The 24,090-nt window shown below is 68.0% G+C and carries 24 protein-coding genes and 1 tRNA gene; 12 read left to right on the forward strand and 13 right to left on the reverse strand.

Annotated elements, in window-relative coordinates:
• The first annotated feature begins 10 nt into the window (after positions 1-10).
• From L3N39_RS13840 to L3N39_RS13855, 4 genes are all read left to right on the forward strand, one after another.
• Complete coding sequence (locus tag L3N39_RS13840; RefSeq protein ID WP_041106562.1) at positions 11-202, forward strand: YnbE family lipoprotein; 192 nt, start codon at positions 11-13, stop codon at positions 200-202.
• Positions 203-211: 9 nt separating this feature from the next.
• The gene (locus L3N39_RS13845; protein ID WP_237258035.1) at positions 212-553 is read left to right on the forward strand and encodes a YdbL family probable chaperone protein; all 342 of its coding nucleotides are present in this window, start codon (positions 212-214) and stop codon (positions 551-553) included.
• 63 nt (positions 554-616) lie between these two features.
• Positions 617-1,216 carry an eCIS core domain-containing protein gene (locus L3N39_RS13850; RefSeq protein WP_237258036.1) on the forward strand — a complete coding sequence of 200 codons (600 nt, stop codon included), beginning with the start codon at positions 617-619 and terminating at the stop codon, positions 1,214-1,216.
• A gap of 14 nt (positions 1,217-1,230) precedes the next feature.
• Positions 1,231-3,114: an alkaline phosphatase D family protein gene (locus tag L3N39_RS13855; protein ID WP_237258270.1), complete on the forward strand. Its 1,884-nt coding sequence runs from the start codon at positions 1,231-1,233 to the stop codon at positions 3,112-3,114.
• Positions 3,115-3,120: 6 nt separating this feature from the next.
• On the opposite strand, the gene L3N39_RS13860 is transcribed toward L3N39_RS13855, so the two are convergent.
• The 4 genes from L3N39_RS13860 to L3N39_RS13875 all read right to left on the reverse strand — a co-directional run bounded on the left by L3N39_RS13860 (position 3,121) and on the right by L3N39_RS13875 (position 7,306).
• Positions 3,121-3,432 carry a hypothetical protein gene (locus L3N39_RS13860; RefSeq protein WP_237258037.1) on the reverse strand — a complete coding sequence of 104 codons (312 nt, stop codon included), beginning with the start codon at positions 3,430-3,432 and terminating at the stop codon, positions 3,121-3,123.
• A gap of 39 nt (positions 3,433-3,471) precedes the next feature.
• Entirely contained in the window at positions 3,472-5,838 is a 2,367-nt protein-coding gene (locus tag L3N39_RS13865; RefSeq protein ID WP_237258038.1) for a DNA polymerase II, read from the reverse strand.
• 212 nt (positions 5,839-6,050) lie between these two features.
• On the reverse strand, positions 6,051-6,689 hold the full coding sequence (locus L3N39_RS13870) for a peroxiredoxin (RefSeq protein ID WP_041110908.1): 639 nt from the start codon (positions 6,687-6,689) through the stop codon (positions 6,051-6,053).
• 35 nt (positions 6,690-6,724) lie between these two features.
• On the reverse strand, positions 6,725-7,306 hold the full coding sequence (locus L3N39_RS13875; protein WP_237258039.1) for an RBBP9/YdeN family alpha/beta hydrolase: 582 nt from the start codon (positions 7,304-7,306) through the stop codon (positions 6,725-6,727).
• Positions 7,307-7,549: 243 nt separating this feature from the next.
• Between L3N39_RS13875 and oscA the strand changes: the two genes are divergently transcribed.
• The 5 genes from oscA (at position 7,550) to L3N39_RS13900 (ending at position 11,994) form a co-directional block, all read left to right on the forward strand.
• Positions 7,550-7,729, forward strand: coding sequence for a sulfur starvation response protein OscA (gene oscA, locus L3N39_RS13880; RefSeq protein ID WP_237258040.1), 180 nt, complete (start codon positions 7,550-7,552; stop codon positions 7,727-7,729).
• A 261-nt stretch (positions 7,730-7,990) separates the two neighbouring features.
• The gene (locus L3N39_RS13885; protein WP_237258041.1) at positions 7,991-8,989 is read left to right on the forward strand and encodes a sulfate ABC transporter substrate-binding protein; all 999 of its coding nucleotides are present in this window, start codon (positions 7,991-7,993) and stop codon (positions 8,987-8,989) included.
• A 308-nt stretch (positions 8,990-9,297) separates the two neighbouring features.
• Positions 9,298-10,116 (forward strand): sulfate ABC transporter permease subunit CysT, encoded by an 819-nt coding sequence (gene cysT, locus L3N39_RS13890; RefSeq protein WP_237258042.1) that lies wholly within the window; start codon positions 9,298-9,300, stop codon positions 10,114-10,116.
• Between the two features lie 10 nt (positions 10,117-10,126).
• Positions 10,127-11,002: a sulfate ABC transporter permease subunit CysW gene (gene cysW, locus L3N39_RS13895; protein ID WP_237258043.1), complete on the forward strand. Its 876-nt coding sequence runs from the start codon at positions 10,127-10,129 to the stop codon at positions 11,000-11,002.
• A complete protein-coding gene (locus tag L3N39_RS13900; protein WP_237258044.1) occupies positions 10,999-11,994 on the forward strand; it encodes a sulfate/molybdate ABC transporter ATP-binding protein in 996 nt (331 codons plus the stop codon). Before cysW ends, L3N39_RS13900 begins: the two co-directional genes overlap by 4 nt.
• 10 nt (positions 11,995-12,004) lie before the next feature.
• On the opposite strand, the gene L3N39_RS13905 is transcribed toward L3N39_RS13900, so the two are convergent.
• The 4 genes from L3N39_RS13905 to egtD all read right to left on the reverse strand — a co-directional run bounded on the left by L3N39_RS13905 (position 12,005) and on the right by egtD (position 17,460).
• On the reverse strand, positions 12,005-12,670 hold the full coding sequence (locus tag L3N39_RS13905) for a TIGR04211 family SH3 domain-containing protein (protein WP_237258045.1): 666 nt from the start codon (positions 12,668-12,670) through the stop codon (positions 12,005-12,007).
• A gap of 295 nt (positions 12,671-12,965) precedes the next feature.
• Complete coding sequence (locus L3N39_RS13910) at positions 12,966-13,451, reverse strand: helical membrane plugin domain-containing protein (protein WP_237258046.1); 486 nt, start codon at positions 13,449-13,451, stop codon at positions 12,966-12,968.
• On the reverse strand, positions 13,451-16,417 hold the full coding sequence (fdhF, locus tag L3N39_RS13915) for a formate dehydrogenase subunit alpha (protein ID WP_237258047.1): 2,967 nt from the start codon (positions 16,415-16,417) through the stop codon (positions 13,451-13,453). Before fdhF ends, L3N39_RS13910 begins: the two co-directional genes overlap by 1 nt.
• Positions 16,418-16,494: 77 nt before the next feature.
• A complete protein-coding gene (egtD, locus tag L3N39_RS13920) occupies positions 16,495-17,460 on the reverse strand; it encodes an L-histidine N(alpha)-methyltransferase (RefSeq protein ID WP_237258048.1) in 966 nt (321 codons plus the stop codon).
• A gap of 253 nt (positions 17,461-17,713) precedes the next feature.
• On the opposite strand from egtD, the gene L3N39_RS13925 reads away from it, so the two are divergent.
• Both L3N39_RS13925 and L3N39_RS13930 read left to right on the forward strand, forming a co-directional pair.
• The gene (locus L3N39_RS13925) at positions 17,714-18,322 is read left to right on the forward strand and encodes a flavodoxin family protein (protein WP_237258049.1); all 609 of its coding nucleotides are present in this window, start codon (positions 17,714-17,716) and stop codon (positions 18,320-18,322) included.
• A gap of 22 nt (positions 18,323-18,344) precedes the next feature.
• Positions 18,345-18,926, forward strand: coding sequence for an exopolysaccharide biosynthesis protein (locus tag L3N39_RS13930; protein WP_237258050.1), 582 nt, complete (start codon positions 18,345-18,347; stop codon positions 18,924-18,926).
• A 25-nt stretch (positions 18,927-18,951) separates the two neighbouring features.
• Here the strand turns inward: L3N39_RS13930 and L3N39_RS13935 are convergent, their stop codons facing one another.
• Entirely contained in the window at positions 18,952-19,500 is a 549-nt protein-coding gene (locus tag L3N39_RS13935; RefSeq protein ID WP_237258051.1) for a cysteine hydrolase family protein, read from the reverse strand.
• 106 nt (positions 19,501-19,606) lie between these two features.
• Between L3N39_RS13935 and L3N39_RS13940 the strand changes: the two genes are divergently transcribed.
• Positions 19,607-20,596: a GlxA family transcriptional regulator gene (locus tag L3N39_RS13940; RefSeq protein ID WP_237258052.1), complete on the forward strand. Its 990-nt coding sequence runs from the start codon at positions 19,607-19,609 to the stop codon at positions 20,594-20,596.
• A gap of 177 nt (positions 20,597-20,773) precedes the next feature.
• Here L3N39_RS13940 and L3N39_RS13945 read toward each other — a convergent pair.
• From L3N39_RS13945 to dapA, 4 genes are all read right to left on the reverse strand, one after another.
• Positions 20,774-20,863: transfer RNA gene (locus L3N39_RS13945), tRNA-Ser, on the reverse strand.
• An 87-nt stretch (positions 20,864-20,950) separates the two neighbouring features.
• Positions 20,951-21,820 (reverse strand): phosphoribosylaminoimidazolesuccinocarboxamide synthase, encoded by an 870-nt coding sequence (locus tag L3N39_RS13950; RefSeq protein ID WP_237258053.1) that lies wholly within the window; start codon positions 21,818-21,820, stop codon positions 20,951-20,953.
• A gap of 136 nt (positions 21,821-21,956) precedes the next feature.
• Positions 21,957-23,057, reverse strand: coding sequence for an NlpB/DapX family lipoprotein (bamC, locus tag L3N39_RS13955; RefSeq protein ID WP_237258054.1), 1,101 nt, complete (start codon positions 23,055-23,057; stop codon positions 21,957-21,959).
• 16 nt (positions 23,058-23,073) lie between these two features.
• A complete protein-coding gene (gene dapA, locus L3N39_RS13960) occupies positions 23,074-23,952 on the reverse strand; it encodes a 4-hydroxy-tetrahydrodipicolinate synthase (RefSeq protein WP_237258055.1) in 879 nt (292 codons plus the stop codon).
• Positions 23,953-24,090: the final 138 nt, after the last annotated feature.

Here is a 24,090-nt window from a genome sequence, read left to right on the forward strand (position 1 = left end):
GAGAACCGCCATGCGGTTGCGTCACATGCCGCCCCTCTTGCTGCTGGCCCTGCTGGCCGGCGCCTGCACCCCGCGCGTCGAGCTGGCGGTGCCCAACGAGCCGATCAACATCAACCTCAACGTGAAGATCGAGCACGAGATCTACATCAAGGTCGATCGCCAGCTCGATTCGATCATCAACGAAGACAGCGGACTGTTCTGAAGGAGCGCCATGAAACGCCATCTCAAGCTCGCCGGCCTGCTGCTGGCGCTGATCGCCCTGCCCGCGGCGGCGATGACTCTCAACGAAGCCATGGCCGCGCTCGGCCAGGCCAAGGCCAGCGGCCAGCTCGGCGAGCGCCCCGACGGCTATCTCGGCGTGGTGCAGTCCGGCGGCCAGGCCGAGGAGATCGCCAGCCAGATCAACCAGGCGCGCCGCGCCGAATATCACCGCGTCGCGCAGCAGAACGGCATCGCCGTCAGTGATGTCGAAGCCATCGCCGGCAAGAAGGCCATCGAGAAGACCCCGCGCGGCCAGCTGGTACTGATCAACGGCAGCTGGGTGAAGAAATAGGCGGTCCGAGCGGGCCCGGCCGGCGCTAGAATCAGCCGCCCCGAGCCCATGCCCGCCAGCCTCATGCCTGCCCTTCGCATTCGCCACCTGCTCTGCTCACTGCTGCTCGCCGCCTGCATCCCGCCGGTGCAGGCGCAGCCCTGCCCGCAGGGCCAGCAGCAGGTCTGCGTGGTTGCCTGCTTCTGCGCCCCGGCCAGTGCCGGCGGCGGCCAGGACTACGAGCGCTTCAGCCGCATGACCTCCTTCGCCCTGCAGAACTGGCTGCAATATTCGCGCGACAGCGCCCTGGCCGCAGGGGTACAGCCAATGCCGCTGCAGATTCGCGCCCAGCTCGAACCCTGGTTCGACTTTGGCGTGCTCGATGCCGCGCGCTACCGGGTCGGCGATCCGAGCACCCTGGCGGCGGCCGACGCGATGCTGCAGAACCCCGACGTCAACGCAGTCACGCTGGTCGACGTGATCGTCTTCCGCCACGCCGCCGACGCCGAGGACAACGCCGCGCTCTGGGCCCACGAGCTCAAGCACGTCGAGCAGTACCAGCAGTGGGGCGTCGCCGAGTTCGCCTGGCGCTATACCCAGGACTACCGCGCCGTGGAAGCGCCGGCCTACGCGCTGGAGCGCGAGGTGAGCCAGGCCCTGAAGGCCGCGGAGGCGGCGCCGTGAGCGCCCTGCCGGCGGTGCTCGCCGGGCCGATCCTGCGCCGCCTCGAGCCGGGGCGCCTGCGGCTCTGGCTGGTCGGCAGCCGTCCGCTGCCGCTGACCCTGCAGCTGGCCCCCGAAGGTGAGGCCGAGCGCCGCGTCCCCCTTGACGAGTCCGCCTGCCGGCGCCTGCGCCTGGGCGAGCACGCCTGGCTGCACCTGATCGACGTGGCGCTCGCCGAAGCGCTGCCGCTCGACCGCATGATCGCCTACGACCTGACCCTCGACGACGAGGCCGACGCCGGCATCGCCAGCTGGGCACCGCACCTGCTCTACCCCGGCACGAACCGGCCGGGTTTCGTCCTGCGCGCGCGCTTCGACGACCTGCTGCATGGTTCCTGCCGCAAGCCGCACCACGCCTCGGCCGACGGGCTGACCTGCGTCGATGCGCTGCTCGAGGCCACATCGGCGCCCGCCGAGCGACCTGCCGCGTTGCTGCTCACCGGCGACCAGATCTACGCCGACGATGTCGCCGGGCCGATGCTGGTGGCCATCCACGCATTGATCCGCCGGCTCGGGCTCCATGGCGAATGCCTGGAAGGCGCGGTGGTCGCCGACAGCGAGGCGCTGCTGAAGCACCCGGCGACCTACTACCGGCGCGAGCAGCTGCTGCCGGCGTTCAAGTCCAACGAGGCGTTGCGCGAGCGTTTCTTCGGCGGCGTCGACAAGCCGATCTTCACCACCGCCAGCGCGCACAACCATCTGGTCACGCTGGCCGAGGTGCTGGCGATGTACCTCCTGGTCTGGTCGCCGCAGCCATGGACGCTGATCGCCCCAGAGCCACCGGCGCTGGATAGCGAGAATGCCGCGCGCTACGCCCGCGAGGCCGACGCGATCGCCGCCTTCGTCGAGAGCCTGCCGCGCGTCGCCCGCGCCCTGGCGCACCTGCCGACGCTGATGATCTTCGACGACCACGACATCACCGACGACTGGAACCTCTCGGCGCGCTGGGAGGAAACCGCCTATGGCCATCCCTTCTCGCGGCGCATCATCGGCAATGCGCTGCTCGCCTACCTGCTGTGCCAGGCCTGGGGCAACGCGCCGGAGGCGCTCGCCGCGCCGCTGGACCGCGTCGCCGCGCTGCTGCACGGCGCCCGCGACGGCATGCTCGACTGCGCAGGGCACGACGCCGCGGTCGCTGCGGTGCTCGAGGTCGAGGACTGGGGCTACACGCTGGCGACCACGCCGGTGCTGGTGGTGCTCGACACGCGTACCCGCCGCTGGCGCAGCGAACGCCACCTCAGCCGCCCATCCGGGCTGATGGACTGGGAGGCGCTCACCGACTTCCAGCAGCAGCTGCTCGGCCACGACGCGGTGGTGATCGTCTCGCCGGCGCCGATGTTCGGCGTCAAGCTGATCGAAGCGGTGCAGCGCCTGTTCAGCTGGGCCGGGCACGCGCTGCTGGTCGACGCGGAAAACTGGATGGCGCACCGCGGCGCCGCGCAGGTGCTGCTCAACATCTTCCGCCACACGCGCACGCCGGCGAACTACGTGATCCTCTCCGGCGATGTGCACTACTCGTTCGTCTACCGCGTGGTGATTCGCGGGCGGCGCGGCGGCCCGCAGCTCTGGCAGATCACCAGCAGTGGCATCAAGAACGAATTTCCGCGACGCCTGCTCGATCTGTTCGACCGCCTCAACCGCTGGCTCTACGCGCCGCGCTCGCCGCTGAACTGGCTGACCAAGCGCCGCCGCGTGCGGGTCGAGCCCTGGGTGCCGGATCGCCGCAGCGCCGGCGAACGCCTGTGGAACGGCGCCGGCATCGGTCGCGTGCGCCTGGACGAGAGCGGCCGGCCGCAGTCGATCGAGCAGCTCAACGCCGACGGCTCGCCGGACGTGCGGTTCCAGCCCGAGCGCGATTGAGGGGCCCTAAAGCCGCTCCACCCGCTGCGCGCGCAGCAGCAACGACTCCTGCTCGAAGCGCCGCTCCAGTTCGCCGCGATAGCGCTGCCACCAGTCGCGCTCCAGATGCGCGGCCATCACCTCGTAGATCACCGAGTCATCGTGGCTCGGCGGCGCTTGCGGCTCTTCCTGCCAGTAGCCGCTGGCCGGCGCCCGGGTGTAGGCAGTAAGCCCGCCGAAGCGTTCGATCAGCTCGTCGCGGACCTGGCGAAACAGCGCACGCGGCAGCGCCTGGCCGTCGTTGCGGTAGAGCGGCAGGAGGATCTGGATCAGGTACATGCGCGGGCCTCCGGCAGTTTGCCGTTGGACCGCGCTCGCTCAGAACAGCTCCAGCTGGCCGTCGATCAGCGAATCGAAGTCGTCGCCGACGAAGGGCAGGATGGCATCGGCCACGGGCTTGAGCTGGCGCCCGATGTAATGGTCGTAATCGACCGGCGCGCGGCGCACCTCCAGGGGCTCGGGGCCGGCGCGGGTGATCAGGTAGCTGATCCAGCCGCCGCTCTGGTACTGCCGCGGACGGCCCTGGCTGTCGTTGTAGGCGTCGGCCAGGCGCGCCGCGCGGACATGCGGCGGCACGTTGCGCTGGTAGTCGTCCAGCCGACGGCGCAGGCGCTTGCGGTAGACCAGCAGCTCGTCGAGCTCGCCGGCCAGGGTACGCCGCACGTAGTCGCGGACGAACTCGCGGTGCGGCTCGCGGTTGAAGATGCGCAGGTACAGCGCCTGCTGGAAGCGCTGGGCCAGCGGCGACCAGTCGGTGCGCACCGTCTCCAGGCCCTTGAAGACCATGCCGTCGCTGCCGTCGGCACGCGTCACCAGGCCGGCGTAGCGCTTCTTGCTGCCCTCCTCCGCACCGCGGATGGTGGGCATCAGGAAGCGCTTGAAGTGCGTTTCGAACTGCAACTCCAGGGCGCTCTGCAGGCCGTATTCGGCCGCCAGGTGCTGGCGCCACCAGGCGTTGATCCGCGCCGCCAGCGCCTGGCCGATCGCCGCCGCCTCGGCATCGGCGTGGGCACGGCGCAGCCAGACGAAGGTCGAGTCGGTATCGCCGTAGATCACCAGATGCCCCTCGGCTTCGATCAGCTCGCGGGTGCGGCGCATGATCTCGTGCCCGCGCAGGGTGATCGACGACGCCAGGCGCGGGTCGAAGAAGCGGCAGCCACTGGAGCCGAGCACGCCGTAGAAGGCGTTCATGATGATCTTCAGCGCCTGGGCCAGCGGCTTGTTGCCGTCGCGCTTGGCCGCCTCGCGGCCCTGCCAGACGCACTCGACGATGGCTGGCAGGCAGTGCCGGCTGCGCGAGAAGCGCGCGCCGCGAAAGCCGGCCACCGAGTCGGCCTCGTCGGGCTGGCGCAGCCCTTCGATCAGCCCCACCGGGTCGATCAGGAACGAGCGGATGATCGAGGGGTAGAGGCTCTTGTAGTCGAGCACCAGCACCGATTCGTAGAGGCCTGGGCGCGAATCCATGACGAAGCCGCCGGGGCTGGCCTCCGGCTCGCGCTCGCCGAGGTTCGGCGCGACGAAGCCCAGGCGATGCATCGGCGGCAGGTAGAGGTGCTCGAAGGCGGCCACCGAGCCACCGCTGCGGTCGGCCGGCAGGCCGGTCACCGTGGCGCGCTCAAGGAGGAAGTCGAGCACCCGGGTGTGAGCGAAGATGCGCGTGACCAGCTCGCAGTCCTTGAGGTTGTAGCGCGCCAGCGCCGGCTTGTCCTCGGCGAACATGCGCTCGATCTCGGCCATGCGCTGGTAGGGATTGTCGATCGCCTTGCCTTCGCCGAGCAGGCTCTGCGCAACGCTCTCCAGGCTGAACGAGGGAAAGCTCCAGAACGCCGAGCGCAACGCCTCGATGCCATCGATGATCAACCGCCCCGCGGCGTCGGCGAAGAAGTGGTTGCTGCGCATGCCGTGCTCGCGCCACTCCAGCTCGCCACCGCCGCGGCCCAGGCGCAGCGGCACCTGCAGCTGGCGTGCATGCTCGCGCAGGATGCGCAGGTCGAACTGCACCAGGTTCCAGCCGATGATGGCGTCCGGGTCGTGCTCGGCCAGCCAGGCGTTGAGCCCGCGCAACAGGTCGGCGCGGCTCTCGCACCAGGTCAGCGGCACCTCCGGCGCGGCGCCGTTGGCCGGGCCGAGCATGTAGACCTGGCGCGAACCGCAGCCTTCGATGGCGATCGAGTAGAGTTCGCCGCGCGCGGTGGTCTCGATATCCAGCGAGGCCAGCCGCAACTGCGGCCGGTAGTGTTCGTCGGCACGCAACTGCACGGTGCCGTCGCGCTCGCCGGTAAAGGTGACCGGCGCGGTGATGAAGCGCTCCATCAGGTAGCGCTCGGGCGGGCGAATGTCCGCCTCGTAGATATCCACCCCACCCTCGCGCAGCAGGCGTGCGAGCTGCAGCAGCCGACGATAGCTGTGGCAGTACAGGCCAAGTACCGGACGATGGCGGAAGTCGCATAGCCGCAGCGGGCGCAACGCCCAGCCCGGCGCCGGGCTGCCGCGCTCGGGCGGCGCCTGGGCCAGCAGGCGCTCGGCCTCGGCCCGCTGCACCGCGGGCACGAAGGCCACCGCCTCCTGCGGCGGCACGCGGACCTGGCGCGGCCCGGCGTCGGTGGCGAGCCAGAAGCTCACCTCGATGCCCTCGGCGGTATCGCGCCAGTGCCGGGTCAGGACGAAGCCCTGCCGTGTGTCCACCCTCTGCCCTCGAACTGCGGAAAGACGACAGTCTACCGGGCAGCCGCGGCGCCCGGAAAAACGCCGCGTGTTTGGCCCTATGCAAGCGCGACGCACGATGCTCAGGCGCCAACGAAAAAGGCCGAAGGGCGCGCGTGACGCGCGCCCTTCGGCCTGGTCAAAACGGCACGTTCGCGTGCCGTTGGTTCATACCCGCGGCGGGCCTCTGCCGATCACCGATTCGGTTGCGGCGTCAGGCGCAGGTACGGCTTGACCGCCCGATAGCCCTTGGGGAAGCGCTGCTTGAGCTCGGCCTCGTCCTTGAGCGAGGGCACGATCACCACCTCGTCGCCGTCCTGCCAGTTGGCCGGGGTGGCGACTTTGTGGTTGTCGGTCAGCTGCAGCGAATCGATCACCCGCAGGATCTCGTGGAAGTTGCGCCCGGTGCTCGCCGGGTAGGTGATGCTCAGGCGCACCTTCTTGTTCGGATCGATGACGAACAGCGAGCGCACCGTCAGGGTGTCGCTGGCGTTGGGATGAATCAGGTCGTACAGCTCGGAGACCTTGCGGTCGGCGTCGGCCAGGATCGGGAAGTTGACGCGGGTGTTCTGCGTCTCGTTGATGTCCTCGATCCACTTGATGTGCGAATCCACCGGGTCCACGGACAGGGCGATGGCCTTGACGTTGCGCTTGGCGAACTCGTCCTTGAGCTTGGCGGTAAAGCCGAGTTCGGTGGTGCACACCGGGGTGAAGTCGGCCGGGTGCGAGAACAGCACACCCCAGCTGTCACCCAGCCACTCGTGGAAGCGGATGCGGCCTTCGCTGGAATCCTGTTCGAAATCGGGGGCGATATCGCCGAGATGGATGCTCATGGTTCTCTCCCTTCGAGGGTGGGCGTGGGCGCGCGTCAGGCAACCAGGCGCGCGGGTTGTTCGATCAGTCGCTGGAGTCGATGAAGATAGGCGAAGCCCTGTTCCCAGCGCGTGTGGCCGGAGCGGACGTTGATGTGGCCGACGCCGCCGAGCACGACGGTCTCGCTACCCCAGTCGCGGCCCATGGCCATGGCTCGCTCGGCACTGGCGGCCGGATCGTTGTCCGAGCCGACCAGCAGGCTGGGAAACGGCAGCGCCTGCCTCGGCACCGGCGCGAAATCACGCAGGGCTTCGGGACACTGCGCCCGCTCGACATCGGCCGGCGCCACCAGCAGCGCGCCGCGTACCCGCTGCCGCAATGCCTCGGGTGCCCGCTGCGCCCAATGCGCCAGCGTCACGCAGCCCAGGCTATGGGCGATCACCACGGTGGGCTGCTCGCTGGCCTCGACGGCACGCGACAGTTCGGCAACCCAGGCCTCGCGGCGCGGCTCGACCCAATCCCGCTGCTCGACGCGCACGCTGTTGGGCAGGCTGCGTTGCCAGTGACTTTGCCAATGATCGTCAGGCGAGCCATGCCAGCCCGGCACGATCAGGTAACGAATGGATTCGCTGTGCATGCCTGCACCTCCTCTCAACGAGGGGGCTGAGTCTAGAGCCTGCCATAACAAGCAATAAAAGAATAAAAAAGAATTTATCTATTCCTTTTCGTTTAAAGGCAAAGCCACCTCGGACGAGACAAATGGGTTATAAGCATGTGATAAAAATGTATTTTAAGGAATAAAAGGCACTGCCTACTATCTGCCCGGCGCCTGCCTCGCTGCGCTGCAATCCCGCGGTGCAAGGCGGCCCTGGAGAACACGATGAGCGAACCGCTTCGCTATCCGGATGCTCAGGACGAGAAGGGCCTGCTGCGCGAGATCCTTCAAGCGCTCGCCGGCCTCAAGTACGGCTCGCTGGAAATCACCGTGCACAACGGCCAGGTGGTGCAGATCGAGCGCAAGGAAAAATTTCGTCTGCAAACCACCGTGAAAAACGTCTGAACCCGACCGACCAACCCCTAGCCCGACTGGACCACCGGAGGGCGTGACCATGGAAAACAAGCGCATGAACACGCACCGGTACTGCAGCTGTCGCCCGCGAATGCGGAGCTGATCGAGTCACTGAAAATCACCTGACCCAGGCCGGCCAGGTAGCAACCCGCCAGGCTGCTTCTGCCGCGTACTGCCTGTCTTGCAGCGTGATTTCAGCGACCGCCCCTGAAGCGCCAACCCCTACCCAATCAGTTTTTCAGGAGCTGCACCATGTCCATTCGTCGCTTCGCCCTCGCCGCCCTGGCGAGCGCGCTGATCGCCGGCCCTGCACTGGCCGCCGATATCCTGCTCAACGTGTCCTACGATCCGACGCGCGAGCTCTATGTGGAATTCAATGACGCCTTCAACAAGCACTGGCAGGCCCAGGGCCATGAGCCGATCAAGATTCAGCAGTCCCATGGCGGCTCGGGCAAGCAGGCCCGCGCGGTGATCGACGGCCTGCGCGCCGATGTGGTGACCCTGGCACTGGCGGGCGATATCGACGAGCTGCATCGCCTCGGCAAACTGATCCCCGAGGATTGGCAGACCCGCCTGCCGGACGCCAGCACGCCCTACACCTCGACCATCGTGTTCCTGGTGCGCAAGGGCAATCCGAAGGGCATAAAGGACTGGGACGACCTGGTCAAGCCGGGCGTCGAGGTGATTACGCCGAACCCGAAGACCTCCGGCGGCGCACGCTGGAATTTCCTCGCCGCCTGGGCCTACGCCCAGCAGAAATTCGGCGACGAGCAGCAGGCCCAGGCCTTTGTCGAGAAGCTCTACAAGAATGTGCCGGTGCTCGATACCGGCGCCCGCGGCTCGACTGTCACCTTCGTCAACAACGGCATCGGCGACGTGCTGCTGGCCTGGGAGAACGAGGCCTTCCTGGCCCTGAAGGAACAGGGCGGTGAAAACTTCGAGATCATCGCGCCTTCGCTGTCGATCCTTGCCGAGCCACCGGTGGCAGTGGTGGACAAGAACGTCGAACGCAAGGGCACGCGGGCGCTAGCCGAGGCCTATCTGAACTACCTGTACAGCGAGGAAGGCCAGCGCATCGCGGCGAAGAACTTCTACCGGCCACGCAACGAGGCCGTGGCGGCCGAATTCAAGGACCGGTTCCCGGCGCTGAAGCTGGTCACCATCGACGGGGATTTCGGTGGCTGGAAAGCCGCACAACCGAAGTTCTTCAATGATGGCGGGATCTTCGACCAGATCTACCAGGCGCAGTAAGCGGAAATTCGTAGGGTGGATGGCCGAAGCCATCCACGCGTCCGAGGCGCTGGCCTGCATATGGCAGGCTCGGGCGTGAGGCGCGTGGAAAAGCGCTTCGCGCGTTTTCCACCCTACGGTTTTCCAGCTTTTAACTCCAAACCGATCGAGTTCGTAGGGTGGATGGCCGCAGCCATCCACGCGTCCGAGGCCCTGGCTTGCATACGGCAGGCCGGGCTTGATGCGCGTGGAAAATCGCTTCGCGAGTTTTCCACCCTACGGTCCTCCCGCTTCCGGCTTCCAACTGCCAAACCGACCGAGCCTCGAACATGTCTAGTCGATCTACCTCCGTCATACCCGGCTTCGGGCTGACGCTGGGCTACACCCTGGTGTACCTCAGCCTGTTGGTGCTGATTCCCCTGGGTGCGCTGTTTCTCAAGACCACCGAACTCTCGTGGGCGCAGTTCATCGCCATCGTCAGCGCGCCGCGCGTGCTGGCGGCGCTAAAGCTGAGCTTCGGCACCGCCTTCGCTGCCGCCGTGCTCAATGGCGTGATCGGCACGCTGCTGGCCTGGGTGCTGGTGCGCTATCGCTTCCCCGGCCGCAAGATCATCGAGGCGATGATAGACCTGCCCTTCGCCCTGCCGACCGCGGTGGCAGGCATTGCGCTGACCGCGCTGTACGCGCCGAACGGACCGATCGGCCAGCTCGCTACCGACCTGGGCTTCAAGATCGCCTACAGCCCGCTGGGCATCACCCTGGCACTGACCTTCGTGACCCTGCCCTTCGTGGTGCGCACCCTCCAGCCGGTGCTCGCCGATATCCCGCGTGAAGTGGAAGAAGCCGCGGCCTGCCTCGGCGCGCGTCCGCTGCAGGTGGTTCGCCATGTGCTGCTGCCAGCGCTGCTGCCCGCCTGGCTGACCGGCTTCGCCCTGGCCTTTGCCCGCGGCGTCGGCGAGTACGGCTCGGTGATCTTCATCGCCGGCAACATGCCGATGAAGACCGAGATCCTGCCGCTGCTGATCATGGTCAAGCTGGACCAGTACGACTACGCCGGCGCCACGGCCATCGGCGTGCTGATGCTTACGGTGTCATTCATCCTGCTGCTGGCGATCAACCTGCTGCAGCGCCGCATTGCCCACGGCTGAGGAGGCCAGCATGACTACCGCTTCCCTGCCCGTGTCGGCGGATGCCCGCGCCACCACTACCCGTCGCGGCAAGCAAACGGCCCGCCGCCTGTTGATCGGCGCGGCCTGGCTGACCTTCGCGCTGTTCCTTCTGCTGCCGCTGTTGATCGTCCTCGGCGAAGCCTTCAAGCAAGGGGTCGGCACCTTCTTCACGGCTATCCTCGAGCCCGATGCCCTGGCCGCGCTCAAGCTCACCCTGCTTGCCGTGGGCATCTCGGTGCCGCTCAATCTGGTGTTCGGCGTCGCCGCCGCCTGGTGCGTGAGCAAGTACGAGTTCCGCGGCAAGAGCCTGCTGGTGACCCTGATCGACCTGCCGTTCTCGGTCTCCCCGGTCATCGCCGGCCTGATCTACGTGCTCTTGTTCGGCGCCCAGGGCTATTTCGGCGAGTGGCTGAGTGATCGCGATATCCAGATCGTCTTCGCCGTGCCCGGCATCATCCTGGCGACGCTGTTCGTCACCGTGCCCTTCGTCGCCCGCGAGCTGATCCCGCTGATGCAGGAGCAGGGCAGTACCGAAGAGGAAGCCGCGCGGCTGCTCGGCGCCAGCGGCTGGCAGATGTTCTGGCACATCACCCTGCCGAACATCAAATGGGGCCTGATCTACGGCGTGGTGCTCTGCACCGCGCGGGCAATGGGCGAGTTCGGCGCGGTGTCGGTGGTCTCCGGGCATATCCGCGGGCTGACCAACACCCTGCCGCTGCATGTCGAGATTCTCTACAACGAATACAACCACGTCGCCGCGTTCAGCGTGGCCAGCCTGCTGCTGGCCCTGGCGCTGGTGATCCTGCTGCTCAAGCAGTGGAGCGAATCGCGCATCGCGCGCCTGAAAACCGGAGCACAGCCATGAGTATCGAAGTCCGTGACGTCAACAAGCGCTTCGGCCAGTTCCAGGCGCTGCAGGCGATCGACCTGCACATCCAGAGCGGCGAACTGGTCGCCCTGCTCGGCCCGTCCGGCTGCGGCAAGACCAGCCTGCTGCGCATCATCGCCGGACTGGAAACGCCGGACAGCGGCAGCATCGTGCTCCATGGCGAGGATGTCTCCAGCCGCGATGTGCGCGACCGCAACGTCGGCTTCGTCTTCCAGCATTACGCACTGTTCCGCCACATGACGGTGTTCGACAACGTGGCCTTCGGCCTGCGCATGAAGCCGAAGAAGCTGCGCCCGAGCGAAGCGGTGATCGCCGCCAAGGTGCACGAGCTGCTGAATCTGGTGCAGTTGGACTGGCTCGCGGACCGTTACCCCGAACAGCTCTCCGGTGGCCAGCGCCAGCGCATTGCCCTGGCTCGCGCGCTGGCAGTGGAGCCAGAGGTGTTGCTGCTCGATGAGCCGTTCGGCGCGCTGGACGCCAAGGTGCGCAAGGAACTGCGCCGCTGGCTGGCGCGGCTGCACGAGGACGTGCACCTGACCTCCGTGTTCGTCACCCACGACCAGGAGGAGGCAATGGAGGTCGCTGATCGCATCGTGGTGATGAACAAGGGTGTGATCGAGCAGATCGGCACGCCGGCGCAGGTGTATGCCAACCCCGCCAGCGAGTTCGTCTACCACTTCCTCGGCGACGCCAATCGGCTGCAGCTGGACGAACAGCGCAGCGTGCTGTTCCGCCCGCATGAGGTGAGGCTTTCGCGCGAGCCGCAGGCGGATTTTCTCGCCGGCGAGGTCCACGGCATCCGCCCGCTGGGCGCGCTCACCCGGGTCACGCTCAGGCTGGCCGGGCACCACGAGCCGATCGAGGCGGAAGTCGGCCACGACCATCCCGGCCTCGTCGGGCTCGGGCGCGGCGAGCGGCTGTATTTCCAGCCCGTACCGTCGGCGCAGGCCCAGCCGTCGGCCGGCTGAGCCCTTCGCCTCAGAACCAGCGGTCGTTGCGTTTGCGGCGGCCGAACATCAGCGGCAGGATCAGCCCGGCCAGCAGGCCTGCGCCGGCGATGCTGCCGCCGTAGACCATGTAGGTCATCAGCACCTGCTTGTTCTCGTCGCCCAGTTGTGCCTGGGCCTCGCGTAGCGCGGACTGGGCTTCGACCAGTTCCTCGCTCAGGCCCTGGTTGCGCGCCTCGAGCTCGTCGACCAGCGCCTTGCGCGAGTCGAGGGTCTCCTGCATGCCCTGCACGCGGTTCTTCCAGTTGTCATCGATGGTCCTGAGCTGGTCGCGCAGGTCGGTCACCTCGGCCTCCAGCTGCGGCAGGCGCTCGGCCTGGCCGGGCACTTCCTGCAGGTCGGCGTTGCGGATCCACACCTGGTCGCCGGATTCGCCGCGCACCTGGCTGTAGTCGCCCTGGGTCTGCAGCAGTTCGACCTTCTGCCCCGAGGTGAGGGTGCCGACGATGCGGTAGCCATCGGTGGGGCCGCTGCGCACGTAGGTGGTCAGCCGGTCGCTGACCCAGCGCGCGTTGTCGCCTTGCTGGGCCTGGGCGTGGCCACCGAGCAGGCTGGCGCCAACGAGCGCCGCCAGCAGCCCGCCGCGCAAGCGGGCGCAGCGGCTGCGAAAAGAATGGGAAAGCAGTTCAGAGCGCATTCGAATGGGTAACTTTCTTGGAATGATTGGAGCCGGCGCCGTGATCGGCGGCGCGCAGGGCACGAAAACGAGCCGGCCGCGGGCCGGGTCGGCGAAGATCGGACACAGCCAGGCCATGCCTTGGCGCGGGGCGGCCGCCGGTCGGCCAGCCGCAGGTCCGTGGTGACTGACACACCAGCGCCCGGTGAGTTCCCCTGGGCGCGCCATGCCGCTGCATGTCAGCCGTGTCGCACCACGCGAACCGCTCTAGGGAGGCGATGATGCGAAACGCCGGCCGCGTTACACCGACGAACGGTCAGAAGTCGCTGGACTTGCCGCTGAAGGCGCTGATCGGCTTGTCCACCTCGCGCTCGAGCCCCTCGGCAAAGGTCTTGAGCCCGGCCAGCAGCGGCGCGATGGCGCGCCAGAGATCGTCGTCGTGCAGCAGCCGGTAGGCGCCGCTGACGCCGGGGGCCTCCTTGCCGTGCGCCTCGGGCTGGTAGCCGGCGACGCTGGCAAAGCCATCGCGGAGCGCGAAGGCCACCTTGTAGAACTGCTCCGGCGGGATGCGCGACAGCGCCATGCCGAGGATCGACAGGTTCTGGATGGCATTGAGCGTGCCCGGCTTGCTCAGCCCGCCGACCAGCACCTTCATCACCTCGGCCTGGGAGCCGGCCAGGTCATTGGCAAAACGCAGGATCCCGCGCTCGTGCAGGGTCTGCAGCAGCTGGTTCAGCTCGTCCTCGGCAGTCGCGCCGATCTTCGGCGGGCGAACCCGATAGTTCTCGATACGTTCGGCCATCAGAGACTCTCCGGATGCTGTTCATGGGCAGGCGGCTCGACATAGTCGTCGCGCATCCACTTGACCTCGACCGGCACGCCGGCATTCGGCGTGCGCTGGCCGTGGCGGAAGTTGCCGGGCGGCAGCGGTGCCTCCAGCGGTGCGCGCTGCAGGACCTCCAGGCGCACCGCGGTTTCCTTGTAGGCGGGTGTGTTGACGTCCGGGTCGTGGTGTTCGCCGGTGAGCAGATTGAGCCCCGGCTTGCCCTGGTGGATGGGCACGAACAGGGTCTTGCCGGCAACCCGCCCGGTGATCAGCGCCGGCAGCTCGACGGCGCCGCGGCGCGAGGTCAGGCGCACCCAGCAGCCCTGGCCGATGCCGCGCTCGGCGGCCAGCTCGGGGCTGACCTCGACGAACCAGTGCGGCGACAGCGCACTCATGCCCAGGCCCTGCCCGGTCTGGTTGTCGCCCTGGAAGTGCTCGAGCATGCGGCCGTTGTCGACCATCAGGTCGAAGGTGTCGTCCGGCCCTTCGGCCGGCGCCTTCCACTCCAGCGGGTAGAGCACCGCCTTGCCGTCGTCGGTGTGGAAACCATCGGTATACAGCAACGGCGTGTCCTGGCCGTCGGCGGCCACCGGCCAGCACAGCGACTTCCAGCCCTCGAGCCGCGCGTAGCTGACCCCGGCGAACAGCTCGGCGATGCCGGCCACCTCGCCCATGATCTGCCGCGGATGCGTGTAGCCCCAGGGATGGCCCATGCGCGCCGCGAGGTCGGTGAGGATGCGCCAGTCCGGGCGGCTGTCGCCCAGCGGCTCGAGCACCGGGTAGAAGCGCTGGATGCGTCGCTCGGTATTGGTGAAGGTGCCTTCCTTCTCGACGCTCGGGCAGGCCGGCAGCACCACGTCGGCGAACTCGGCGGTGCGGCTGAGGAAGACGTCCTGCACCACCATGAAGTCGAGCTTTTCGAAGGCCTGGTGCACGTTGTGGCTGTCGGAGTCGGAGAAGGCGGTCTCCTCGCCGATGATGTACATCGCGCGCACCTTGCGCGCGTCGGCCTGCTGGACCATGAGGAAGTTGTCCGAACCGACCTCGCCTGACAGCTGCTGCGGCGGCACGCCCCAGGCACGTGCCCACTTGGCCCGTACGGCCTCGTCGGTGACCTTCTCGTAGCCGGGGTACATGTTCTTCAGGCAACCGAAGTCACTCGCCCCCTGCACGTTGTTGTGCCCGCGCATCGGGTAGCCGCCGGTACCCGGCCGGCCATAGTTGCCGCTGACCAGCAGCAGGTTCGACAGCGCCGTGCTGGTGTCGGCGCCGTGGCTGTGCTGGGTGATGCCCATGGCCCAGAGCAGGCAGACGCTGCCGGCGCGGCCGATCAGCTCGGCGGCCTCGACCAGCTGCGCGCGCGGGATGCCGGTCACCTGCTCGGCGAACTCCAGGGTGAACGGCGCCAGCGACTGGCGATATTCCTCGACCCCGTTGACCTGGCTGGCGAGGAAGGTCTCGTCGGCCAGGCCGTGGTCGAACAGGTAGCGCGACAGCGCCGAGGCCCAGACCAGGTCGGTGCTCGCATTCGGCCGCAGGTAGAGGTTGGCGCGCTCGGCCATTTCGTGGCGACGCGGATCGACGACGATCAGCTTCTGCCCGCGCAGCTTCTGCGCGGCCTTGACCTTCGAGGCGATCACCGGGTGGTTTTCCGACAGGTTGCTGCCGACGATCACCACCAGCTCGGCCTTTTCGATGTCCTTGATGCTGCCGGCATCGCCGCCATAGCCGACCGTGCGGAACAGGCCCTTGGTCGCCGGGTTCTGGCAGTAGCGCGAGGAGTTGTCGACGTTGTTGGTGCCAATGACCAGCCGGGCGATCTTCTGGGTGAGGTAGGCCTCCTCGTTGCTCGCCTTGCTCGAGCCGATGAAGCCGATGCTGTCGGGCCCGTGCGCGTCGCGGATTGCCAGCAGGCGCCGCGCCACCAGGTCCAGCGCCTCGTCCCAGCTGGCCTCGCGGAAGCTACTGCCGTCGCGGATCAGCGGCCTGGTCAGGCGCCGCTCGCTGTTGACGAAGTCCCAGGCGAACTTGCCCTTGACGCAGGTGGAGATGCCGTTGACCGGCGCCTCGACCACCGGCTGCACCTTGAGGATGTGGCGGTCGCGCGTCCACATCTCGAACGAGCAACCGACGCCGCAATAGGTACACACGGTCTTGGTGCGCTTGATCTCCGGCTGCCGCCAGTGCATGTCCATCTTCGAGATGGCGGTGATCGGCGGCGCGCCGATGGTGTGTTCGAGCGCCTTGGCCAGGTCGATCAGGGGCCGCTTGAGCGACTGCGGCATGCCGGTGAAGGGCCCGGCATCGGGCTGCATGGTCTTTTCCATCAGCGCGTTGCAGGGGCAGACGGTGACGCAGTGGCCGCAACTGACGCAGCTCGAGCCGGCGATGGTCTGGCCGCCGTCCCAGAGCACCCGTGGCGGCTCCATCTGGAAGTCGATCGACAGGGTTTCGTTGACCTCGACGTTCTGGCAGGCCTCGACGCAGCGGCCGCAGAGGATGCACTGGTCCGGATCGTAGGTGTAGAAGGGGTTGGAGTGGTCCTTCTCGTAGGGCTTGCGCTGGAAGGCGTAGCGCTGGATCGGCATGTCCATGGCCGCGACGGTGTTGTGCAGCGTGCAGTCGCCGGTGTTGTTCTCGCAGACGGTGCAGTACAGCTCGTGCTTGGCCAGCAGGCGGTCCATGCCCTCCTCCCGCGCGGCGCCGGCACGCCGGGCCTGGCTGGAGAGCTCCAGCCCATCGCGCGCCTGCAGGGTACAGCCGCGCACCAGCTCGCCTTCGAGCTCGACCCAGCAGACGTCACAGGTCTGCGGCGTGCCCAGGGCCGGGTGGTAGCAGACGTGGGGCAGATCGATGCCGTGCCCGGCGAGGAATTCGATCAGCGGCGTGCCGGCCTTGCCGGTCAGCGGTTTGCCGTCGAAGCGGATCGTGCAATCGGACATCGGGCCTCCGTTCTTCTCGTGGCGGGACCGGCCTCCTGCCTGCGGCGAACGGCGTCCGTGCCGCTGGCCTGCGCGCCTCAGCCGGGGCGGCGCAGGTAGTGCACGCTGAACAGTCGCGCCGGGTCGACCCAGTGCGCCTGGTTGTCGAAGCCGACGCTGCGGGCCAGGGCAGCGAAGCTGGCCAGGCTGTACTTGTAGGAGTTCTCGCTGTGCAGGCTTTCGCCGCGGGCAAAGCGGAAGCACCGCCCCTCGATGCGCACCTCCTGCGCCTGGCGACTGACCAGGTGCATCTCGATGCGCGACTGCGCGGCGTTGAACCAGGCGCGGTGCTCGAAGGCGCGCGGGTCGATGTCGCTGTCCAGCTCGCGGCGGATACGCTCGAGCAGGTTCAGGTTGAACGCGGCGGTGACGCCGGCGGCATCGTTGTAGGCGCGCTCGAGCGTGGCGCGCTCCTTCACCAGGTCGACGCCCACCAGCAAGCCGCCGCCGGCCGGCAGCAGCGCGTAGACCCGGGCGAGGAACTGCTGCGCCTGGGCCGGGGTGAAGTTGCCGATGCTCGAGCCGGGGAAGAACGCCAGCGGCCGCTCGCAACGGAAGGCCCTGGGCAGTGCCAGGTCCTGGCAGAAATCGGCGCACAGCGCATGCACGTCCAGCCAGGGGTAGTCGGCGGCCAGGCGATGGGTGCTCGCGCGCAGGAAGTCCTCGGAGATATCGATGCCCAGGTAGCGTCGCGGACGCATCGCCTCCAGCAGCAGGCGCACCTTGCGACTGGCGCCGCTGCCGAATTCGATCAGCTCGGCGCCCGGCCCGGCCAGCTCGGCGATCTCGCCGGCCGCGCGGCGCAGGATCGCCTCCTCGGTGCGCGTCGGGTAGTACTCCGGTTGCAGGCAGATCGCCTCGAACAGCTCGGAGCCGCGGCGATCGTAGAAGAACTTGGGGGCGATCGCCTTGGGTGTCGCGGCGAAGCCGGCGAGCACCTCCTCGCGCAGCGACGAGACGTGGCGATCGGCGAGCTGGTCGTGAAAACGGATGGCGAGTGCCATGGCTTGTTCCCCAGCGATGGCGCCGGCGGTGTCCCGGCCGGCGATGCGGTGGCAGGTGCCTGTGGTGCAGCGCACAGGCGCGGCTCGCACCGACAGCGGGACGCCGGCGCTTTTCTACTGACCGGACCGCGGCGCCCTGGGTTCAGCTTTTTTGCCGGACGGCAGGCGCACCGTTCGTCCAGCCACCGGAGCCGGCCACGCCGGGAGGCGGTCGGAACAGGTGCAGCCTCTCGCAACCGCCCAGGAGCCGCCCATGTCGCTTTCCGTGTTCGCCCTCAACTGCACGCTCAAGCCCTCGCCCGCCGATTCCTCCTGCGAGCGGCTGCTGCGCCAGGTTCTCGGCGCCTTCGCCGAGCTGGGCGCCTACGGCGAGCTGCTGCGTGCGGCCGACTTCGATATCAAGCCGGGAGTCAGCTCCGACGAAGGCGCCGGCGACGACTGGCCGGAGCTGCGCCGGCGGATCCTCGCCGCCGATGTGTTCATCCTCGGCACGCCGATCTGGCTCGGCCACCCGTCGAGCATCTGCCAGCGGGTGATGGAGCGGCTCGACGCCTTCCTGGGCGAGACGGACGCAGCCGGGCGCATGCCCTCCTACGGCAAGGTCGCCTGCGCCACGGTCGTCGGTAACGAGGACGGCGCACACCACGTCTCGGCCCAGATCTTCCAGGGGCTCAACGACCTGGGCTTCAGCCTGGCGCCCAACGCAGTGACCTACTGGGTCGGCGAAGCCATGCAGGGCCGGGACTTCAAGGACTTGCCGCAGACGCCGGACAAGGTCCGCCAGGCGACCGCCAGCATGACGCGCAACGCCGTGCACCTCGCCGGCCTGCTGCGGACCGCGCAATACCCCGGCAGCGCCTGATCCACAGCGACGGAGACCAGCGATGGCACGAGAGGGCGAAGAACTGCAGGGCCTGGTCGACGGCCTGATCCGCCTCGGCCAGGAACAGGAAAAGGTCTCGGTGGCCGACATCCAGGACGAGATCGGCCAGCGCAGCTTCGGCCCGTTCCTGTTCGTCCCGGCGCTCATCGAGATCAGCCCGGCGGGCGGCATCCCCGGACTGCCGACGTTGCTGGCGCTGATCGTCGCGCTGTTCGCGATCCAGATGCTGCTGGGGCGCGAGCACCTGTGGTTGCCGGAGGTGCTCAGCCGCCGCCAGCTGGCCGGCGACCGGCTGGACCGCGGCCTGAGCAAGCTGCGCCCGCTGCTGCGGCGGCTGGACAAGGTGGTCCGGCCGCGCCTGCACTGGGCTACCACGCGCAATGCCACGCGCCTGCTGGCGCTGCTCTGCCTGCTGCTGGCCAGCTCGGTGCCGCCGCTGGAGCTGGTGCCTTTCGCCAGTAGCGGGCCGTTCGCCGCCATCGGCCTGATCGGTGTCGGGCTGACCACGCGCGATGGCCTGCTGGTGGTGCTTGGCCTGCTGGCCGCGGTCGCCTCCGGCCTGGTTGCCATGGGGCTGTTCTGAGCCAGCCCCTGGCCGCAAGCCCGCCTCAGCCGGCGAGGTACTCGGCGGTCGATGCCAGGCGGGCGTAGGCGAAGCCGAGCGCCGCCATCATCGTCGCGTGCACCTGCGCCGCCGGCACCCGGACGCCACCGAACTCCAGCTCGAGGGTGGCGCAGGCATCGTGGATGACCGTGACCGCGTAGCCCATGTCGGCCGCTGCGCGCACGCCGGCATCGACGCACATGTGGCTCATGGCGCCCACCACCACCAGCTCACGCACCTCTCGCTCGTCCAGTAACTGCTTGAGTTCGGTTTCGCGGAAGGAATTGGGGTAGTTCTTCACCACCACCGGCTCACCCGGCTGTGCGGCAACGGCGGCCTGGATCTGTACGCCATCGCTGCCGGGGACGAACACCGGCATCTCGCCATGGGCGAATTCGTGACGGACATGGATGACCGGTATGCCCTTGGCGCGGGCATCGGCAATCACCCTGGCCGCATTCGCGACCGCCGCCTCGATGCCGCTCAGGGGCAGCTTGCCCGTTGGGAGGTATTCGTTCTGAAGGTCGATTACGACCACTGCACGCTTGCTCATGCCTGGCTCCTGCGAAGATGCTGTTGAGGAAAGCGGAACCATGATCAGCCAGCCCGGGAAGGCCCGGAAGTGGTGCGATCGACATCTTCGAGGGTGCTACCGACACATGCCGACAGACAGCGTGATCGAACTGGGCATCGTGCTTTATCCGGGCGTGCAGATGGCCACGGTGCTGGGCCTGACCGATCTGTTCGGCATCGCCCAGCAAGGCGCAGGCGCGCCGGACGAACCGCGCCGCCCGCGCCTGCGCGTCAGCCACTGGCAGCTGGACGACACCGGGCGGCGGCCCGAGCGCATCCATGACTCGGACCCCGGTGCCGACTGCTCGCCCAGCGTGCTGATATTGCCGCCCAGCCTGCGGGCACCGATCTCCGCCGAGGCCGCGCGCCCCTATCGCGACTGGCTGCGCCAGCAGCACGACACGGGTGTCAGGCTGGCCTCGGTCTGCGCCGGCGCCTTCCTGCTCGGCGAGACCGGCCTGCTGGCCGGGCGCACCGTCACCACCCACTGGCTGCACGCCGAAGGCTTCAGGGCGCGCTTCCCGGACGTGCGCCTGGACGCCGACCAGCTGATCATCGATGCCGACGACATCATCACCGCCGGCGGCCTGATGGCCTGGACCGACCTGGGCCTGCGGCTGGTCGACCGCTACCTGGGCGCCAGGGCGATGATCGACACCGCGCAGATGCTGGTGATCGATCCCCCCGGCCGCCAGCAGCGCTACTACAGCGCCTTCGCGCCCCGGCTGAACCACGGCGACGGCGCCATCCTCGCGGTGCAGCATTGGCTGCAGGAAAATGCCGCGCAGGAAGTCGCGCTGGCAGCACTGGCACAGCGCGCAGGCCTCGAGGAGCGCACCTTTCTGCGCCGCTTCCGCAAGGCCACCGGCATGACCACCACCGACTACTGCCAGCGAATCCGCGTCGGCCGCGCCCGCGAGTTGCTGCAGGCCAGCCGCCTGCCGCTCGAGCGGGTCGCCTGGGAAGTCGGCTACGCCGACCCCGGCGCCTTCCGCAAGGTCTTCACCCGCATCGTCGGCCTGAGCCCCGGCGCCTACCGGCGCCGCTTCGGCACCACGCCCGGCACCTCGGGCTGAGCGGCCGCGGCTGCCGTACCAGCACGCCGAACCGTAGCGGCACGGCAGCGCCCGAGGGCAGCTGGAGCACTGCCGGGGATCGCCTGCCGCGGTCTGGTCCTGCCCTGGAGGAAATGCCAGAAACGCGAAAGCCCCGCTAGAACCTGGGTTCTGCGGGGCTTTCGGTGTGTTGCAATATGGCGGAGAGATAGGGATTTGAACCCTAGGTACCCTTGCGGATACAACGGATTTCGAATCCGTCCCGTTCGACCACTCCGGCATCTCTCCAGCGGCGCGCATCATACCAGCCCGCGCCGCTTTGTCGAACCCCCGAACGCAATATTTCCGCTTTTTTTCAGCGGCTTGCGCCGTGGTTCAAGCGGTCAGGCGGGTCAGCGCCTCGCGGTACTTGTCGGCGGTCTTCTGCGCGACGTCCTGCGGCACGGCCGGTGCCGGGGGCTGCTTGTTCCAGCCGGTGGACTCCAGCCAGTCGCGCACGAACTGCTTGTCGAAGCTCGGCGGGTTCTGGCCTTCCTGGTAGCTGTCGGCCGGCCAGAAGCGGCTCGAGTCCGGGGTCAGCGCCTCGTCCATCAGCGTCAGCGTGCCGTTCTCGTCGAGGCCGAATTCGAACTTGGTGTCGGCGATGATGATGCCGCGGGTCGCCGCGTACTCCACCGCCGCCTTGTACAGGGCGATGGCGGTGTCGCGCACCTGGGCCGCCAGCTCCTTGCCGATGATGGCCTCGCACTGCTCGAAGGAGATGTTCTCGTCGTGGTCGCCGACCGCCGCCTTGGTCGAGGGCGTGAAGATCGGCTCGGGCAGCTTGCTGGCTTCCTTCAGCCCGGCCGGCAGGGCGATGCCGCAGACGGTGCCGCTGTTCTGGTATTCCTTCCAGCCGGAGCCGGCGAGGTAGCCGCGCACGATGGCCTCGACGGCCACCGGCTGCAGGCGCTTGGCGACGACCGCGCGACCCTCGACCAGCGGCAGTTCGGCGGCCGGCACCACGTCCTCGACCCGGTCACCGGTGAAGTGGTTGGGTACCAGGCCGGTGAACTTGTCGAACCAGAAGTTGGAGATCGCGGTGAGGATCTTGCCCTTCTCCGGAATCGGTTCGGCGAGGATCACGTCGAAGGCCGACAGGCGATCGCTGGCGACCATCAGCATGCGCTTGTCGTCGATTTCGTAGAGGTCGCGCACCTTGCCCGAGTAGAGCTTCTTCAGGCTGAGCGTGGTTGCAGTGGTCATGGTCGGGTTTCCGCGTGGACGCGCCATGTCTGGCAGCGCGGGAGGGCGCGCGCGCCGGCGCCTTGGTTCGGGACGAAAGAGGCGAAACCACCGGGTTTCGCCTCTTCATTCGTGAGGGGCCGATCGGAAGGGACGGTCAGCCCAGGTTTTCCTTGATCTGCTCGAGCACGCGGCGGGCCACGTCGGCCGGTGCCACGGTGTCGATGTCCTGGTCGAGCGTGACGATCACCTGCTCGCCGGCGCGGGTCAGGCGGACCTGGTAGCGCTCGGCGCGTGCGTCGATTTCGTCCTGGTCCGGCTTGCCACCGAACAGGCGACTGAAGAAGCCCGGTTTCTCGCCAGGCTTCTCGGCCGCTTCGGCCAGGTTGACGTAGTACACGCCAAGGGTCCGGTTGAGGTCCTCGACGCGGATGTCGGCGGCCTGCAAGGCGCGCCCGACGCTGGACCAGGCGCGATCGAAGTCGGTATCCAGGTTGAGCACCGGGCTGCCGCTGCCGTCGCTGGACAGGGTAACCCGGCTCGGAGCGTCGAAGTCGCGCTCGGCTAGCAGCGAGACGGAGCCACCCTGCTGGGCGCTGCGGCTGAGGGCGGCCTGCAATTCATCGAGCAGTGCGCGATCGAGGTCGGCGTTGCTGGAGGCTTCCGGCCAGGCCGGCTCGGCGGTGCTGCCGCTCGGGCGCTGCTGGGTCAGGACGAAGACTTCGCTGGTGTTGCGCTGCACGCCCGGCTCGATGCGCACCCGCACGCGGGTCTCGCCGTCCTGGATGCCCAGGCTGCGCGCCAGCGCCCCGTCGACCTCGGCGCCAGCCTGCCAGGCAGTGACGAACTCCCCGCTCTGCGGGCGCTCCTGCTCGATGGCGAAGCCGCGGTCGGTGAAGAACTGGCGGGTCGTGGTCCAGACCTGCGCCGGGCTGCGCAGCGCCACCAGCCAGCGGCCGCTCTCGGCGCTCTGCACGCTGAAATCGCTGGCCTGCATCACACCCTGCAGGGGTTGCGGGCGCGGCACCTCGAACTTGCCGCTGGACCGGCCGTCGGCAACCTGGTGCGGAATCGGCAGCAGCGGTTCGATCGGGCGCAGCTGCTGATCCGCCGACACCTGCATCGGCGGCACCTGACGGGCATCCAGGTAATCGCTGCCGCGATCACGGAAGTACCCGTCCTCGCCCCACAGCCAGCCGCAGCCGCTGGTGGCGGAAATCATCAGCGCAAGGGTGGAAAGTCCGGCCAGTCGCTTCATGCTCTTCCCTTAATCGTTAGGCGAGGATGCCGCACTGGCGCATCGCCTGGCGCAGCGGTTCCTGGCAGGCCGGACTGAGCCAGGTCAGCGGCAGGCGGATGCCTTCGCCCATCAGGCCCATCTCGTGCAGTGCGAACTTCACCGGAATCGGGTTGGACTCGATGAACAGCTTCTGGTGCAGCGGCATCAGCCGCTCGTTGATGGCCCGCGCGGTCTGGGCGTCGCCGGCCATCGCCGCGGCACACAGCTCGGCCATGGCGCGCGGAGCGACGTTGGCGGTCACCGAGATGTTGCCCTTGCCGCCCATCAGCATCAGTTCGACGGCCGTGGCGTCGTCACCGGAATAGACTAGGAAGTCCTTGCCTACGCGATCCAGGACCTCGCGGCCACGCGCGAGGTCGCCGGTGGCCTCCTTGATGCCGATGATGTTCGGCACCTTCGACAACCGCTCGACGGTGTCCGGCAGCATGTCGCAGACCGTGCGACCGGGTACGTTGTAGAGGATCTGCGGGATGGCCACGGCTTCGGCGATGTGCTTGAAGTGCAGGTAGAGGCCTTCCTGGGTCGGCTTGTTGTAGTACGGCGTCACCAGGAGGCAGGCATCGGCACCGGCTTGCCGGGCATTCTCGGTCAGTTCCACCGCTTCGGAGGTGGAGTTGGCGCCGGTACCGGCGATCACCGGGATGCGCCCGTTGACTTGGTCGACCACGCGGCGGATGACCTCGATGTGCTCGGCCACGGAGAGGGTCGCCGACTCGCCAGTCGTGCCGACCGCAACGATTGCGTTGGTGCCTTCCTGCAGATGGAAGTCCACCAGTTTGCTCAGGCTGTCCCAGTCCAGACCGCCCTGCGCATCCATGGGCGTGACCAGCGCCACCATACTGCCCGCAATCATGCAACCACTCCTGCCGGAATAAAGAGAGGCGTAATGGTACAAGGCTCGATGGCGCTTTGCGAGTGGCCCCGGCGCAGCCGCCAAGGCCCCGCGCCGGCCGCCGAACCCGCCATGCTCATTCACAGCAGGCGCGCTTTT

This window comes from Pseudomonas oligotrophica, from assembly GCF_021726475.1.
Taxonomy (GTDB): domain Bacteria; phylum Pseudomonadota; class Gammaproteobacteria; order Pseudomonadales; family Pseudomonadaceae; genus Stutzerimonas; species Stutzerimonas oligotrophica.

Excerpts from the sequence above, each read along its gene's own strand:
- L3N39_RS13845 (WP_237258035.1), top strand. The coding sequence starts at position 212 with ATGAAACGCCATCTCAAGCTCGCCGGCCTGCTGCTGGCGCTGATCGCC.
- cysW (WP_237258043.1), top strand. The coding sequence starts at position 10,127 with ATGACTACCGCTTCCCTGCCCGTGTCGGCGGATGCCCGCGCCACCACT.
- L3N39_RS13905 (WP_237258045.1), bottom strand. The coding sequence starts at position 12,670 with ATGCGCTCTGAACTGCTTTCCCATTCTTTTCGCAGCCGCTGCGCCCGC.
- L3N39_RS13875 (WP_237258039.1), bottom strand. The coding sequence starts at position 7,306 with ATGCACAGCGAATCCATTCGTTACCTGATCGTGCCGGGCTGGCATGGC.
- L3N39_RS13935 (WP_237258051.1), bottom strand. The coding sequence starts at position 19,500 with ATGAGCAAGCGTGCAGTGGTCGTAATCGACCTTCAGAACGAATACCTC.
- L3N39_RS13910 (WP_237258046.1), bottom strand. The coding sequence starts at position 13,451 with ATGGCCGAACGTATCGAGAACTATCGGGTTCGCCCGCCGAAGATCGGC.
- L3N39_RS13925 (WP_237258049.1), top strand. The coding sequence starts at position 17,714 with ATGTCGCTTTCCGTGTTCGCCCTCAACTGCACGCTCAAGCCCTCGCCC.
- L3N39_RS13940 (WP_237258052.1), top strand. The coding sequence starts at position 19,607 with ATGCCGACAGACAGCGTGATCGAACTGGGCATCGTGCTTTATCCGGGC.
- fdhF (WP_237258047.1), bottom strand. The coding sequence starts at position 16,417 with ATGTCCGATTGCACGATCCGCTTCGACGGCAAACCGCTGACCGGCAAG.
- L3N39_RS13900 (WP_237258044.1), top strand. The coding sequence starts at position 10,999 with ATGAGTATCGAAGTCCGTGACGTCAACAAGCGCTTCGGCCAGTTCCAG.
- L3N39_RS13840 (WP_041106562.1), top strand. The coding sequence starts at position 11 with ATGCGGTTGCGTCACATGCCGCCCCTCTTGCTGCTGGCCCTGCTGGCC.
- egtD (WP_237258048.1), bottom strand. The coding sequence starts at position 17,460 with ATGGCACTCGCCATCCGTTTTCACGACCAGCTCGCCGATCGCCACGTC.
- bamC (WP_237258054.1), bottom strand. The coding sequence starts at position 23,057 with ATGAAGCGACTGGCCGGACTTTCCACCCTTGCGCTGATGATTTCCGCC.
- L3N39_RS13930 (WP_237258050.1), top strand. The coding sequence starts at position 18,345 with ATGGCACGAGAGGGCGAAGAACTGCAGGGCCTGGTCGACGGCCTGATC.
- L3N39_RS13870 (WP_041110908.1), bottom strand. The coding sequence starts at position 6,689 with ATGAGCATCCATCTCGGCGATATCGCCCCCGATTTCGAACAGGATTCC.
- oscA (WP_237258040.1), top strand. The coding sequence starts at position 7,550 with ATGAGCGAACCGCTTCGCTATCCGGATGCTCAGGACGAGAAGGGCCTG.
- dapA (WP_237258055.1), bottom strand. The coding sequence starts at position 23,952 with ATGATTGCGGGCAGTATGGTGGCGCTGGTCACGCCCATGGATGCGCAG.
- L3N39_RS13850 (WP_237258036.1), top strand. The coding sequence starts at position 617 with ATGCCTGCCCTTCGCATTCGCCACCTGCTCTGCTCACTGCTGCTCGCC.
- L3N39_RS13860 (WP_237258037.1), bottom strand. The coding sequence starts at position 3,432 with ATGTACCTGATCCAGATCCTCCTGCCGCTCTACCGCAACGACGGCCAG.
- L3N39_RS13950 (WP_237258053.1), bottom strand. The coding sequence starts at position 21,820 with ATGACCACTGCAACCACGCTCAGCCTGAAGAAGCTCTACTCGGGCAAG.
- cysT (WP_237258042.1), top strand. The coding sequence starts at position 9,298 with ATGTCTAGTCGATCTACCTCCGTCATACCCGGCTTCGGGCTGACGCTG.
- L3N39_RS13885 (WP_237258041.1), top strand. The coding sequence starts at position 7,991 with ATGTCCATTCGTCGCTTCGCCCTCGCCGCCCTGGCGAGCGCGCTGATC.